This window comes from Sporosarcina sp. NPDC096371 (assembly GCF_044762865.1).
Taxonomy (GTDB): Bacteria; Bacillota; Bacilli; order Bacillales_A; family Planococcaceae; genus Sporosarcina.
In genome coordinates this window covers 1173751-1187277 of record NZ_JBIWFE010000001.1, presented here as the reverse complement: position 1 = coordinate 1187277, position 13527 = coordinate 1173751, and the positions used below count along the sequence as shown (strand labels likewise).

14 protein-coding genes are annotated in these 13527 nt (G+C 40.9%); 3 read left to right on the top strand and 11 right to left on the bottom strand.

The genetic code is table 11. The features are described from left to right. Window positions 1–82: 82 nt before the first annotated feature. The 5 genes from ACIQ0H_RS05775 to acnA all read right to left on the bottom strand — a co-directional run bounded on the left by ACIQ0H_RS05775 (window position 83) and on the right by acnA (window position 6501). Complete coding sequence (locus ACIQ0H_RS05775) at window positions 83–496, bottom strand: CotY/CotZ family spore coat protein (RefSeq protein ID WP_403412173.1); 414 nt, start codon at window positions 494–496, stop codon at window positions 83–85. A 104-nt stretch (window positions 497–600) separates the two neighbouring features. Further along, a complete protein-coding gene (locus tag ACIQ0H_RS05770; RefSeq protein WP_403412170.1) occupies window positions 601–1818 on the bottom strand; it encodes an ATP-grasp domain-containing protein in 1218 nt (405 codons plus the stop codon). 1119 nt (window positions 1819–2937) lie between these two features. Next, window positions 2938–3243 carry a hypothetical protein gene (locus ACIQ0H_RS05765; protein ID WP_403412167.1) on the bottom strand — a complete coding sequence of 102 codons (306 nt, stop codon included), beginning with the start codon at window positions 3241–3243 and terminating at the stop codon, window positions 2938–2940. Next, a complete protein-coding gene (locus tag ACIQ0H_RS05760) occupies window positions 3243–3668 on the bottom strand; it encodes an acyl-CoA thioesterase (protein WP_403412410.1) in 426 nt (141 codons plus the stop codon). The genes ACIQ0H_RS05765 and ACIQ0H_RS05760 overlap by 1 nt, the downstream gene beginning before the upstream one ends. Window positions 3669–3786: 118 nt before the next feature. Next, complete coding sequence (gene acnA, locus ACIQ0H_RS05755) at window positions 3787–6501, bottom strand: aconitate hydratase AcnA (protein ID WP_403412164.1); 2715 nt, start codon at window positions 6499–6501, stop codon at window positions 3787–3789. 249 nt (window positions 6502–6750) lie between these two features. Between acnA and ACIQ0H_RS05750 the strand changes: the two genes are divergently transcribed. Both ACIQ0H_RS05750 and ACIQ0H_RS05745 read left to right on the top strand, forming a co-directional pair. Further along, the gene (locus ACIQ0H_RS05750) at window positions 6751–7296 is read left to right on the top strand and encodes a cysteine hydrolase family protein (protein WP_403412162.1); all 546 of its coding nucleotides are present in this window, start codon (window positions 6751–6753) and stop codon (window positions 7294–7296) included. Between the two features lie 140 nt (window positions 7297–7436). After that, window positions 7437–7691, top strand: a complete 255-nt coding sequence (locus ACIQ0H_RS05745) for a GlsB/YeaQ/YmgE family stress response membrane protein (RefSeq protein WP_403412159.1) — start codon at window positions 7437–7439, stop codon at window positions 7689–7691. A 49-nt stretch (window positions 7692–7740) separates the two neighbouring features. Here the strand turns inward: ACIQ0H_RS05745 and ACIQ0H_RS05740 are convergent, their stop codons facing one another. Beyond that, entirely contained in the window at window positions 7741–8397 is a 657-nt protein-coding gene (locus tag ACIQ0H_RS05740) for a lytic transglycosylase domain-containing protein (protein WP_403412156.1), read from the bottom strand. Window positions 8398–8438: 41 nt separating this feature from the next. After that, window positions 8439–9029, bottom strand: a complete 591-nt coding sequence (locus ACIQ0H_RS05735; protein ID WP_403412153.1) for an SCO family protein — start codon at window positions 9027–9029, stop codon at window positions 8439–8441. A gap of 321 nt (window positions 9030–9350) precedes the next feature. On the opposite strand from ACIQ0H_RS05735, the gene ACIQ0H_RS05730 reads away from it, so the two are divergent. Beyond that, on the top strand, window positions 9351–9758 hold the full coding sequence (locus ACIQ0H_RS05730) for a DUF2621 domain-containing protein (RefSeq protein ID WP_403412408.1): 408 nt from the start codon (window positions 9351–9353) through the stop codon (window positions 9756–9758). A 232-nt stretch (window positions 9759–9990) separates the two neighbouring features. Here ACIQ0H_RS05730 and ACIQ0H_RS05725 read toward each other — a convergent pair whose 3' ends face one another. From ACIQ0H_RS05725 to ACIQ0H_RS05710, 4 genes are all read right to left on the bottom strand, one after another. Then, the gene (locus tag ACIQ0H_RS05725) at window positions 9991–10494 is read right to left on the bottom strand and encodes a CcdC family protein (RefSeq protein ID WP_403412405.1); all 504 of its coding nucleotides are present in this window, start codon (window positions 10492–10494) and stop codon (window positions 9991–9993) included. 13 nt (window positions 10495–10507) lie between these two features. Continuing rightward, window positions 10508–10837 carry a thioredoxin family protein gene (locus ACIQ0H_RS05720; RefSeq protein ID WP_403412150.1) on the bottom strand — a complete coding sequence of 110 codons (330 nt, stop codon included), beginning with the start codon at window positions 10835–10837 and terminating at the stop codon, window positions 10508–10510. 21 nt (window positions 10838–10858) lie between these two features. Then, a complete protein-coding gene (locus tag ACIQ0H_RS05715) occupies window positions 10859–11569 on the bottom strand; it encodes a cytochrome c biogenesis CcdA family protein (RefSeq protein WP_403412147.1) in 711 nt (236 codons plus the stop codon). A gap of 172 nt (window positions 11570–11741) precedes the next feature. Beyond that, on the bottom strand, window positions 11742–13523 hold the full coding sequence (locus ACIQ0H_RS05710) for an ABC transporter ATP-binding protein (protein WP_403412402.1): 1782 nt from the start codon (window positions 13521–13523) through the stop codon (window positions 11742–11744). Between the last annotated feature and the right edge of the window lie 4 nt (window positions 13524–13527).

Below are 13527 nucleotides of genomic sequence, written 5' to 3'. Positions count from 1 at the left end.
TACGGATAAGCGTTTAATTGTTGAAAGATAAATTATTGAAAATGCCCTAGGCAACCTGAACCTAGGGCGAAGGTAAAATAGATTAACATTTCGGTTCAATAATAGGGAGTGGACGATTGACACATTCTAGAGGAAGGGGGGTAATGGCACAAAAGCAATTTAAATTAACAATAATGCAACTTTTCGTTTTCCGAAGTGTGAATAAATCATCACACGAGTCAGTTGGATTTCCTTCTATATCAACGGCTTCAAGTAGTGATAATTGCGCACAGCATGTATCCTCATCCATTTTTTCTAATCGAAAAAATGGAGTCGCTATACAGTTATAGAAAGCCCTAAATGGTTTATTTTTATTTGTAGCATTAAGCATAAAAGGTATGGTATCCACTTTTTTTGCCGAACAGATAAATTGAAATTCCATGTCAATACCCGCAATTATTTGCTGTTCTTTCAGCAATCTTTTCATCGCATGGCAAATACAACTCGGTTTATCCACCTCGAGTTGTCCCCCTTCCTCTTTGAAAGCCGACATTCAAATATCCTATTATTTCATTGTATGGTGGGAGGTTTATATTGGAGTGGGTGTTAACTACTTTTCACTTACAACGGTTCCAAATAGAATTTTATGCTACTTGCTGCGTTCACTGCATTTGCCTTTGCTTCTTCCGACGTATCTCCGGACGCAATCACATATCCGTAACGGTGGCCCATTGAGAGTGGCGGCATCATGATTGCTCCTTTACGCGGTTTTATATAAACCTCTTTTACCCCGGGGTGAGCTGCAGCTTTACTTTCACCAATAACTTGCAGAAGAGTCCCATAAGATTCGATTATTATGTAGTGGGTGTAAATAGGTTTTTCAATTTTTTTTGTCAAATTAGGTTTAAAACCAAGATAAAGTTTAATCGTTTCTTCCACCAGGCTAATACCAAATGCTTCCTCAATCATTCGATTCATTGCCCCGCCAGATATTCTCGGATTCATCTCAATTAGCTTCCAGTTTCCATTTACATATCTACATTCAAGATGACAAGCAGCATTCGTGATCCTTAGATCTTTTATGATTGATTCAACTGCATGAACTAATTTTTTGTACAATTCACTATCGAGATCTAGCTCTACTGCATAACCGGTTACGATAAATTTTATGTTTTTTGTGATTTCCTGTTTAATCATAGCAACGATATGACTACTTCCATTATGCACGAGTACTTCGACTAGATATTGCGGACCATCTAAATACTCATCCAGTACTATTTTTTGACTTGGATAGAGCTTAGTCATTTTTCTAATCGTTTGTTCCAATTCAAATTTATTTTCGACGGAATAGACATCCTTAGAGGCTTTTGAAATGGCTGATTTCACGATGATTGGAAAATTATATTCTTTGTGAATTACATGTTCCAAGTCGTCTGAAGGCTCAACTATTTCAAATTGGGGGGTTGTTGTATTTTCTTTCAATGCAATTCTAGTAGCCGTTTTATCTTCCATTATCCTTAAAGCTTCAACGGAAAGTACTGTACCACAATATTCATTTGCGAATTGTGCGGCCATCGATACAAACGGGTCTACAAGACTGATGATCGCCTTGATGATATTCCCTTGCATTAAAAGCTGACTAATCTCCGTTCGAATTAGTTCTTCTGTCAATTCATCTAATTGGATCATTCGAGAAACATCTACAAATTCATTTCTCTGCTTCACAAAACTCTTTCTTTCGGTTAACAATACTGTGAAATATCCTAACCGAGCAGCAGCTTTAATGGCCTCTCTACTAGATCCTGATTTTGTTGTTTCAATAAATAAGATAGACTCCATTTTCAGCTTCACCTTCCGAAAGTAAACATATTGGCTTCCCTTCATTAGTATGTTGTGTAGCTGTATTGGGTTTAGGCGGGACTAGGCAAAAAAACATGAGACTCTGTGCATTATGGGTTCTCTTCAGTGTGAATAAGAGAACAATTAAACTTCACGACTGTTGATTAACCATTTACTTGCATAAAAAATTGGCGGAAATGCCTCTACTCTTCATATTCCCTGAACCATTTCCGGCCCGCTTTCGGTACATGCCCCACGACAGCCTTAGGGGAGGAATCAAATGCGATTCCTCCTGTCCGGGGGTAAGTATGTCTAGAAATGACTGCGTCATTTCTAGACATACTCGTTTTCATAATGCTGTTGTGCCTCATGACCTGTCGCGTTCCTCCAATAGTGAAGTGAAGAATGCGTTTGCTTGGGAAGAAAAGAATAGATGACTTTCTTTAGGGAGAGTAAGTGCCCGAAGATACAATTTCGGGGACTCTTGTCCACTGTACAATGCGTTCCTTCTTTACTTGTAGCAAGGCTTAGACTTCTTAATATGGAAAGCCTGGTAGAAAGTGAACCTTTTCTACAATAACAAAAGACCATGGCGAAAGCTTCTGCGGCCAAAATTGTATCTTTGGCCGCCTCTCTAAGTAAGAAGTAGATTGTTCTTTCATCCTAAAAATCATTCGCACTTTGTGTACTTGAGATTTTGGAGCGCGACTGATGAACAAAGACCATATGATTAACGGGAAAAGTGTGTCAGGATGCGACTTCGTCGCATCCTGACACATAAAAACATTTCGAGGATAATGATATAGAAGTTTGTTCAATCCAAAGCAACCCAAAATGATTGTCTACAGTATGCTAGTGCTAAATTTAGTTATTTTTTGGTTAATCAACAGACGAGATAAAACCTATTACCGCGACCAAAAAGCGTCGGTTATAGCACTGATGCTTACTACTTTTGAATACGTTAAACTCTTCAACTAACACGCACTTTTGTTGAGTAATGGGACTGACTATACATCAACAAAAAGGGACCTAATCGCTTTTGAGATTAGGTCCGTGATTTCCTCTGCTATTTTGTTGTGTTGTCCTGATCAAGAAAACCTCTTACTCTATGCCACACGCTTATTTGTTTAAGCCGAATCGCTCTAACTGGTCGGTCATTCCCTCATTTTCTAAAATATCTCGTTCATACTTTCCAAATAAATCAAAATGCGGATAGTCATTTCGCATATCTATCCATTCACGCTTCAATCCATATTGCTTTCCCCATTCGACAAGTTTTTCAATATCTGCGCAGCCTGCTTTTGTTACTGTTTTGCAGTCTGGAAAGCGTTCATCGAGCCAGTAATGTGTCAAAAAAGCGATTTCGCTTTCACTGACTGCTTTTTTCCAAGCCTTTAGTTCCACCATTCTTATACCAAATGCCATTAGTCTTTACTTCGCTGAATTTCTACATATTTCGCATCCCATTCAGGTGCAATTTTCCGTAGAGAAACTGGACGGAAATTCTCTTTTTTTACCACTACGTGTTCTGAAGTCCCTGTTGCAGCAATCTTGCCGTCTTCATGAACAATTTCATAGCCATAGGTCGTGCGTAGTTTCCCATGCGATTCAATCCATGTACGAACAGTCGCCTTCTGCCCATATTTCATGGCCGCCTTATATTGAATGGATATATCCGTCACAGGCGACAAATAACCGTCTGCCTCAAGCCCAGCGTATGTAAATCCAAGACTCTCAATCAAATTTGTCCGTCCGATTTCCATCCATACTAAATAATTCGCATGGTAGACGACGCCCATTTGATCTGTCTCCGCGTATCTGATTTCAATTTTCTTTTCACTTATATACACTTTCTTCACCTCACTATTCATTATACAAAAAGAATATGAAAAAAGGTGCCCGATTCACTCGGACACCTTTTCTATATCTCGGCATAAGCACCTAGGCGCTTATGCTTTTCTAATCGTATTAGTTGTCTTTCATTTTATCACGAAGAACCATTTGCAGGATTCCGCCGTGACGATAGTAGTCTACTTCTACTTCTGAGTCGAAACGCGCAAGCACGTCGAATTTTTTAACAGAACCGTCAGTTGCTGTTGCTGTTACTTGTAGGATGTCGCGTGGTTTAACGCCTTCTGCGATGTTAACGCTAATCGCTTCTTCACCTGTAAGCCCTAGTGTTTCTGCACTATCGCCGTTCAAGAATTGAAGTGGAAGAACGCCCATCATCACAAGGTTTGAACGGTGAATACGCTCATAACTTTCAGCAATAACTGTTTTAATGCCAAGAAGGGATGTTCCTTTCGCAGCCCAGTCACGTGAAGAACCCATTCCGTAGTCTTTACCAGTGATGATTGCAAGACCTGTACCATCTTCTTGATACTTCATAGCAGCATCAAAGATTGGTAGGATCTCTTTTGTTGGCCAGTACGTTGTGTATCCGCCTTCTGTACCTTTTGCAATCTGGTTACGAATACGGATGTTTGCAAACGTACCGCGCATCATAACTTCATGGTTCCCACGGCGTGAACCGTAAGAGTTGAAGAAACGTGGGCTAACGCCATTGTCAAGCAAGTATTTCCCTGCTGGCGTATCTTTACCGATTGCGCCTGCTGGTGAAATGTGGTCCGTTGTGATGGAATCGCCGAATTTACCAATGACACGTAGTCCTGAAAGTCCTTGAATGTCAGCCGGTTCTTTTGCAAGTCCTTCGAAGAACGGTGGGTTTTGGATATACGTCGAGTTTTCGTCGAAATCGTACAAGGAATCATCTGTTGTTTCGATGGCATTCCATGCTTCGTTTTCTGTGAATACGCGTGCATATTCTTTGCGGAATAGTTCAGGAGTAACTGTTGATTTAACAACCGCCTGTACTTCTTCCGTTGTTGGCCAGATATCTTTAAAGAAGACGTTGTTGCCGTCTTTATCTTGACCGATTGGATCTTTTTCGAAGTCGATATCAACTGTTCCAGCTAGTGCATATGCAACAACAAGTGGCGGTGAAGCCAAGTAGTTTGCTTTCACAAGTGGGTGGATACGTCCTTCAAAGTTACGGTTACCCGAAAGAACCGATGACATCAACATATCATTACTTGTAATTGCTTTCTCGATTTCTGGAAGAAGTGGTCCAGAGTTACCGATACATGTCGTACAACCATAACCAACTGTAGTGAAGCCGATTTGATCAAGATATGCATCAAGACCAGAATCTTTAAGGTAGCCTGTTACGACTTTTGAACCTGGTGCCAATGACGTTTTAACATAAGCAGGAGGCGTAAGACCTTTTTCGACAGCTTTTTTCGCCACAAGTCCCGCACCTAACATTACATATGGGTTAGATGTGTTCGTACATGATGTAATTGCAGCAATCGCTAGGTCACCTGTTTTAATATCAACAGAACGTCCGTCTTCAAAGCTGATTGTAGATGTTTTTTCAAGCTCTTTTGGTGTGAACCCGAAACCTTGGTTTCCTTCAGGAGCTACAACTGCTTCATTGAATGAACGTTGCATTTCCGTAAGTGGAATCATATCCTGTGGACGTTTCGGTCCAGCAAGGTTAGCTACGATTTGAGACAAATCGATTTCAACAACGTCCGTGTATGTTGGCTCTTCATTATCAACTGTGAAGAACATATCGTTTTCAACCAAATATTGTTTAACAACTTGGATGTTTTCTTCTTCACGGCCTGTTAAGCGCATGTAGTTAAGCGCTTCTTCGTCGACTGGGAAGAAACCACAAGTTGCACCATATTCAGGTGCCATGTTCGCAATTGTCGCACGATCTGCAAGTGGTAATTTACCAACGCCAGGTCCGAAGAACTCAACGAATTTACCAACAACGCCGTGTGCACGAAGTGTTTGTGTTACTTTAAGCGCTAGGTCAGTTGCAGTTGTTCCGTTTGGAAGCTCTCCAACCAGTTTAACACCGATAACTTCTGGAATTGGGAAGTATGAAGGCTGTCCAAGCATACCTGCTTCAGCTTCGATACCACCAACACCCCATCCAAGAACACCGATACCATTGATCATTGTTGTATGTGAATCTGTTCCAACAAGTGTATCTGGGTATGTTTCGAATGTGCCGTCTGCGTTTTCAATTGCATGGACAACGTTTGCCAAGTACTCAAGGTTTACTTGGTGAACGATACCTGTTGCAGGTGGTACTGCACGGTAGTTGTCGTAAGCTTTTTGAGCCCAGCTTAGGAACTGATAACGTTCTGCGTTACGCTCGAACTCAAGCTCCATGTTTTTTTGCAATGCATCAAGCGTTCCATAACGGTCAACTTGTACAGAGTGGTCAATAACTAGGTCAACTGGAATTTCAGGGTTGATTTTGTTAGGGTCTCCACCCATCTTCGCCATTGCTGAACGAAGTGCTGCAAGATCGACGACAACAGGTACTCCTGTGAAGTCTTGAAGGATAACACGTGAAGGTTTGAATGGTACTTCCGCATCTGCGTCCGCATCTTTCCCCCATTTTGCTAGGTTTTCGACATGTTCGTCTTTAATGACATAGCCGTCGTGTTGACGTAGGACAGATTCAAGTAGCACTTTTACAGAATAAGGTAGTTTAGAAATGTTTGCGATGCCTGCTTCTTCGAGTGCAGCTAGACGATAATAGTTATACGTCTTGCCGTTTAGTTCGAAGGACTTACGGCTGTTGTGCAAATTACTTTTTGTCATGCTGAATTCCTCCTCTTTTTACTACAACTGCTGAAAAGGCTATAAATAAGCGTCTTTTCTCTAGTCCATCATATAATACCAACGTACATAAGTAAAATACATTATATTTATAGTCTTTCATAAGTAATCGTGATGACCATAATAGCTGAGAACATTCAAACAATAAAAGTAGACGTTAGCTTTCGAGTATGTTTTTATTGTTAGATTATGGCATGATAAATAGGATGGTATAAAAAGGAGTGACAGTACATGGAGAAAGCATTATTGGTTATTGATTACACGGTCGATTTTGTGGCCGTGGATGGCGCATTGACGTGCGGCGAACCGGGAATTGCGCTCGATAATTATATTACGAAATTAACAACCACCTTTCTAGAAGAAGGACATTTTGTGGTCATGTCAGTGGATGTGCATGATATCGATGATCCATACCATCCTGAAACTAAACAGTTCCCGCCGCATAATATTCGCGGCACCGCGGGAAGAGATTTATATGGCACACTTCAACATTTATATGAGGAACGCAAGGATGAAATCCATTGGATGGACAAAACACGTTTTAGCGCATTTGCCGGAACCGATTTAGAATTACACTTACGTGCACGCAAAATTACGGAATTGCATCTTGTCGGTGTTTGTACAGACATTTGTATCCTCCATACGGCTGTTGATGCCTACAACCGTGGCTTCAATATCGTGATTCATGAAAAAGGTGTGGCAAGTTTCGATCCTGCAGGTCATGAATGGGCACTGCGTCATTTTGAAAAGACACTAGGAGCCACGATTGTTCGATAATTTCTCAACCAATTGCTCCTGCTGAATCCAGTCGAATTTTTTGGTAATTTTTTCGTATTTGCGGTTTAAAGTATTGTAAAGAAGGTTATGGAGAATACTACATAAGCAACTACGAATTACTTAAAAGGAGATGGAATGCAATGGGATTCATTTGGTTTTTGATTGTCGGCGGAATCATCGGATGGCTTGCCGGTATGATTTTAGGGAGGGATGTCCCGGGCGGCATTATCGGTAATATCATTGCCGGGATTATCGGCGCTTGGGTCGGTGGTAAGTTGCTCGGACAATGGGGATGGCGAGTGTCTGATTTTTACGTATTCCCCGCCCTTATCGGTGCGATAATCCTTGTCTTTATTGTGAGCTTTATCATGAGAAGCATGCGTAAAGCAACTTGATTGGAAATAATAAAAAGATGGACTGCCCATTTGGCGGTCCATCTTTTTATTATTTATTTTCCATTTCGACACGATACGTCTCGTATTCATTGAAGTAAAAAAGTACGTCTTGAACATATTTTTCACTATGGTTGTAATCAAAAATGGCTTTTTCGTACTCCCCCTCCGCTGCGCCGCTTTTCGATAGATAATTTGCAGCACTGAATATGGCATCTTCGATATCATATGGATCAGCAATCCCATCACCGTTCGCATCTACACCATGCCCGCCATATTGCTTGATAATTTCTGGATTTGTTTTATCCGCTTCCGGGATTTCTCCTTTACCAAGTCCGCTACATCCTGGATACCCCCACCCGACAAACGTGCAAGGCATGAATTGCATATGCCCTTCCGCACCAGCCGGAGACAAAAGAGGATCCATCTTTGAAAAACGAGTCTCGATTCGATGATGCGCGGCTAACAATGTCCATGGAATACCGTATGTTTCGGCCGCCTCTTTATAGATGGAAACATATTCTTCAGGAATTGGAGTTGCGCTATGATGATCCTTCATGTCAATCAGTGCACTTGCTGATTTCCGAATCAAATCTGGGTTCCAGATGATAGCCGTCAACGTAAAAACAGTGACTGCAACGGGGATTAAAAGAATAATAATTAGCGCTTTTATCTTGTTGTAGGATTTTTTATTTTTCTTCTTTGTCATTGTATTTTTCACCCCGTCAAATCCAGCCTTGCCTTTTTTGTTTAAGCACCTTCTTTAATAAGTGCTTTCATATCTTTAACAATTTGCTCGTAAGGTACTTCTGCATAGCCATTATACGTTTTAACGACTTTTCCATCTTGATTGACAAGTTGGAAATAAGTTGCGTGAATAACAGTATCATTAGCCGGATCATCGGCAACTATAACTTTAAATGAATCCATCGCAAATTTAATGATTTTCTCCTGTGTAAAACCAGTTAACATTTCCCACTTACTTTGATCTTGGACATCATACATGTCGAGGTACTCTTGAAAGGCTTCTGGCGTATCAACTTCGGGGTCAATACTAAAGGATACGATTTTGTAATCTTCAACATCCTCTGCACCAAGTTGTTTCTCGAGTTCAACCATATTCATCATCATGGGTGGACAAGCAGCAGTACATTCTGTAAACACAAATTGCGCTAACCATACTTGGCCCTTCAAATCTTCCAATGATACTTGTTCATTGTGCTGGTTCGTAAACTCGAATGGTTCAACTTCATATTCGTGATCTGCTTTGAATCCACCTGAACACGCACTGAGAACGAGCATTGCGAGTAACACGCAAGATAACAACAACTTTTTAGGCATTCTCTTATCCTCCACTATACTGTTTATAGGTTCATCATAGCCGAAGTATTACACCATAACAAGTAAATCGTCGAGAAGCATCTTGTCGAAACATCGACGATTTTGTGAAGTTTATTTCATCATTAAGGATACAGTCACATCATGAATGGGGACAAGCTTAGTTTAAGGTGATGCAACAGGAAAAAAATGTGTATCATCTCAATTCACCCACTTTATAGAGTAAAAATGGAGAAAGGGATACATAGTTCGTGTATTTTTTTGCAAATGCTCTTATAATGAAGAATAGAATGGAAGAGGTGAAGACTGTTGCAGGATCTATTTATGTGGTTCATCATTTTCTGGTGTTTTGTCCTTGTCGGGCTTTTTGGCATTGGCGGCTTTTTCATGTTCCGAAAGTTTCTCAAAGTATTTCCGAAGGCGGATGGGAAATCGACACTTGACTGGGAAGAGCATTACGTAGAAAGTTCACTTCACCTGTGGAATGATGATGCAAAACTAATGCTTAATGAGCTTGTCACTCCGGTACCGGAATTATTCCGCCCCGTAGCGAAGCAAAAAATCGCAGGGAAGATTGGCGAGATTGCACTAGAGGAAAAGGCGAAGAAAATTAATCACGATCTTATTATCCGAGGATATATACAAGCGACGCCGAAACGTGATCATAAATTCTTACGCAAAAAACTAACATCGATGAATATTGATTTGACCCCGTACGAAAATCTATTCTAATGGTGAAACAGTACAAAAGCGCAAGCGCCTGTTCAGCCCCGACAAGCGCTGGAAGTATTGAATATAAAGGCGCTCTTTGCCTTTATATTCAAGACTGAAGCGACTCGAGGGGCTAGGCGCTGGAGCCTAGACGCAAAATCTATACGTCTCAACTTACCCACAGTTCGAGATTTTATATTTTCCTAAGCAATAAGAAAAGGTGCCCACATGAAATTGTGGACACCTTTTCTTATTACTTAGCCTTAGCGGTTAATTTTGATTCTTTACTCATTTTATAATATTTATTGAGCATACCAATCCGCCAGGGAACAATCATGCCAAATGCAAGTATCCAGAACATCCCGCCCAGTTCCCCTACATCGATTGTACTGCTAAGGAGCAACTTTCCAACTAGCCGTACGATTAGAAGCCCCAGTAAGATGAACAAAAACGCTTTTGATTGTTTAACATAAATACCATCTTCTTTTTGCACAAAATTTGTTGTCTTTATCAAGATAATCGAGAAAAGGGTTCCGACAATAAGTGCCTCTACAATTTGTAGCGGTGCAACCCTAAATTCTTCAAATAGGAACATCAGCGCACCTGTTGACATGAAGAGTGGCGGCAAAATAATCTTTTTCGCTGTAACAGGTTTTTTGGCCGCTTTCGTTCGAACGATGAGAGCCATAATTCCCATAAACAGCGCAATAGCAGTTGAACCAATTATGAGATAAACCGGGGGTATTTTCGTGAATATTGTTTCAATCCATTCATTCAATCGTTTTCCCCCGCTCTACCAGTTCTTCTAAGCGTCGCTTTAACTCTTCCATACGTACGAATCGAGCAAATCGCGTATACTCTTTGCCCTTATGGAATAATAAGACGACCGGCGCCGTAAACAATGACAGCTGCCCCGCCATTTCCGGAACTTGTGCCGCATTTACTTGGTAAAAAGGGATTGGGTAATCCCCTTTCAATACTTCTACTTGCGGATATAATCCATCACAGACCGAACAATTGTCAGTTTTCACGAAAAGGAGCAATTCATTTTCCCGTTCAATTGTTTCAATCCATTCACTGAATGATCCAATTCGTTTCATAGGTCTCCCTCCAAACTCCTATCAAAAACCTGTAAAGTCCCCAAAAATCGGACTAAGTAAACTAATGATGTACGTCATGCCATCGAAAAACAGTAGAATTCCGACTGCTATCATAACGTAACCACCTACCTTCATAATAACCCCGCTCGATCTTCGAATCCAACCGAGTCGTGTAACGAAAAACGATAAGATGAAGAAAGGTATCGCGAAACCTAACACATATAACAGCATATAAAGCATACCTGACCCAGGGTTAGCAGCGGATAATCCGATAATCGCTCCTATGATTGGTCCTGAACATGGCGTCCAGCCCGCCGCGAAACCAAGTCCAATTAGCAAGGACCCAAAATATCCGGAAGGTCTATTTTTAAAATGTAACTTTCTTTCCTTCATCAAAAATTGCGGTGTAAACAATCCAGCAATCATAACGCCAAATAAGACAATGAAAATAGCCCCTGCTTGCCTTAGTATTTCTTGGTTTTCAATGAAAAACTTCCCTAGAAATGATGATCCGAAACCAAGTACGATAAAAATAAGTGAAAATCCGATTAAAAAGAATAGTGTGTGTAGCATCCCGCTTTTACTCATACGTTTCGAATCTGATTTTAAGTCATCCAGTGACATGCCGGTAATATACGAAAGGAATGCTGGATACAACGGCAATGTACAAGGTGATATAAAACTTAAAAAACCTGCGCCGAAAGCGAGAAATAGATTTAAGTCTGGTGCCATTTTTCTCTCCCCTTCTATCTTTTCTGTCCTAATCGTATCAAAAGAAGCGCGGGAATACGTCTAATTTGTTTGTGAACAGTTTATGACATTTTATCAGTATATGAAAAGACCGGCCCACACATACCCCTATTGAGGTTTGTAAGCCGGTCAACTTGCCAAATTCGCTTTACAATTAGATAACGTCTTCTAAAATCCCATTTTGCAGTAAATACATCTTATGATACAGTCCTTTTTGTGTCAACAGTTCTTGATGCGTTCCACGTTCAACGATTTCCCCCTTGTGAAGAACAAGAATCAGTTCTGCATCCTGGATTGTACTCAATCGGTGAGCAATAGCTATCGTTGTACGTCCTTTTCGCATCTTCTCCAGACTCGCCTGAATGGCCACTTCCGTTTCCGTGTCAATGTTTGCCGTGGCTTCATCGAGCACGAGAACTTTGGGATTTGTTGCGATTGTTCGGGCAAACGCCACCAGTTGACGCTGACCACTTGAGAATGTTGAACCACGCTCGGTCACTTTTTGTGCGTATTTGTCGGGCAACTTTTCGATGAATTCATTCGCTTGCACAAATTCAGCCGCCGCCCTTACTTCCCCAGAAGTCATTTCTTGATGGTGCAAACGGATATTACTTTCGATATCCCCATAGAATAGGAACGGATCCTGCAGGACAAGCCCCATTTTCTTTCGTAGTTCTTGCTTTGGAAACTCCTTCAGCGAAACACCATCAATGTAGACATCACCGCGCTCATATTCATAAAAACGCATCAGCAAATTGATGATGGAGCTTTTCCCGCTGCCGGTATGTCCAACAAGGGCAACGGTTTCTCCTGCATTTGCCGTGAATGAAATATTTTTCAACACATCTGTTTTCCCGTCATACGAAAACGTCACATTGCGAAATTCGATTTGACCGTCCCGAATTTCGGCTTTGCCATTATCCTGTTGTTCCGGTTCCATATCCGAATCATCCATCAATTTAAAGACACGAGAGGCAGAAACGAGTGCTTGTTGGAAAATGGATAATCGCTGCATGACTTGCTGGACAGGTTGGAACAGTCGGCCGATTAATGTTGTGAAGACATACAGGATCCCAACTTCGACTGCACTATCAAGTGATAGAAATCCAAAATAACCGAGTACGAAAACAATAGCCACAGCATATAACAAGTCAATCGCAGGTCCTAACAACACGCTATCGAATTTAATATTGCGCATGCCTGCTCGGAAGTGTTTTTCATTGATATCATCAAATTCTGCTTCCAATCGATCTTCTTGTCTAAATGCTTGGACCATTCCCATGCCGGAGAGTGATTCGGCAATTTTGGCATTCAGTTGGCTTAACCGCTCACGAATATCCTGATAGAAATCAGCGCTATAGCGTCTGTAAACGACAATAACAAGTAGGAATAAAGGCAATAACGCTAAAGATATCAGCGCAAGCTTACTATCCAGTGAAAAGAGGGCGATATAAACACCCATTAATACAAAAATAGCTTGTAAAAACGTCACAATGACACTAACGAACATTTCTTTAATAGATTCCGTATCGTTTGTGACACGTGACACAATACTTCCCGCAGGCGTTTTATCGAAATAACGCATACCAAGCCCTTGAACTTTTGAAAATACATCAATTCGCATTTGTTGAATGATTTTCAATGCAATGTCTTGGAAACGCATGAGTTGGAAATAGGACACAATGACGATGAAGACCTGAATACTAATGTAGACGATGGCAATCGTTGTGACGGCTTCCTTCGGAAAACTCATAGGTGTCAAATGATTGTCAATGAAACGTTGAATGATTAATGGGCCTATAATGCTTCCTATCGTTGTCAAAATTAGAAGCACGAGCGCAATCGTAATACTTTTTTTATGAGGGATGGCATAGCTTAATAGCCTTTTGAAAACAAGCCATTGGTCTTTTGCTGATAGTTTTGGTTGTTTTTCCACTGAC

What these genes read in the sequence shown, in the direction of transcription:
- ACIQ0H_RS05740 (WP_403412156.1), bottom strand. Translation starts at nt 8,397, where the DNA reads ATGACAAAGAAGAAAAATAAAAAATCCTACAACAAGATAAAAGCGCTA.
- ACIQ0H_RS05745 (WP_403412159.1), top strand. Translation starts at nt 7,437, where the DNA reads ATGGGATTCATTTGGTTTTTGATTGTCGGCGGAATCATCGGATGGCTT.
- ACIQ0H_RS05715 (WP_403412147.1), bottom strand. Translation starts at nt 11,569, where the DNA reads ATGGCACCAGACTTAAATCTATTTCTCGCTTTCGGCGCAGGTTTTTTA.
- ACIQ0H_RS05765 (WP_403412167.1), bottom strand. Translation starts at nt 3,243, where the DNA reads ATGGCATTTGGTATAAGAATGGTGGAACTAAAGGCTTGGAAAAAAGCA.
- acnA (WP_403412164.1), bottom strand. Translation starts at nt 6,501, where the DNA reads ATGACAAAAAGTAATTTGCACAACAGCCGTAAGTCCTTCGAACTAAAC.
- ACIQ0H_RS05720 (WP_403412150.1), bottom strand. Translation starts at nt 10,837, where the DNA reads ATGAAACGAATTGGATCATTCAGTGAATGGATTGAAACAATTGAACGG.
- ACIQ0H_RS05750 (WP_403412162.1), top strand. Translation starts at nt 6,751, where the DNA reads ATGGAGAAAGCATTATTGGTTATTGATTACACGGTCGATTTTGTGGCC.
- ACIQ0H_RS05770 (WP_403412170.1), bottom strand. Translation starts at nt 1,818, where the DNA reads ATGGAGTCTATCTTATTTATTGAAACAACAAAATCAGGATCTAGTAGA.
- ACIQ0H_RS05735 (WP_403412153.1), bottom strand. Translation starts at nt 9,029, where the DNA reads ATGCCTAAAAAGTTGTTGTTATCTTGCGTGTTACTCGCAATGCTCGTT.
- ACIQ0H_RS05730 (WP_403412408.1), top strand. Translation starts at nt 9,351, where the DNA reads ATGTGGTTCATCATTTTCTGGTGTTTTGTCCTTGTCGGGCTTTTTGGC.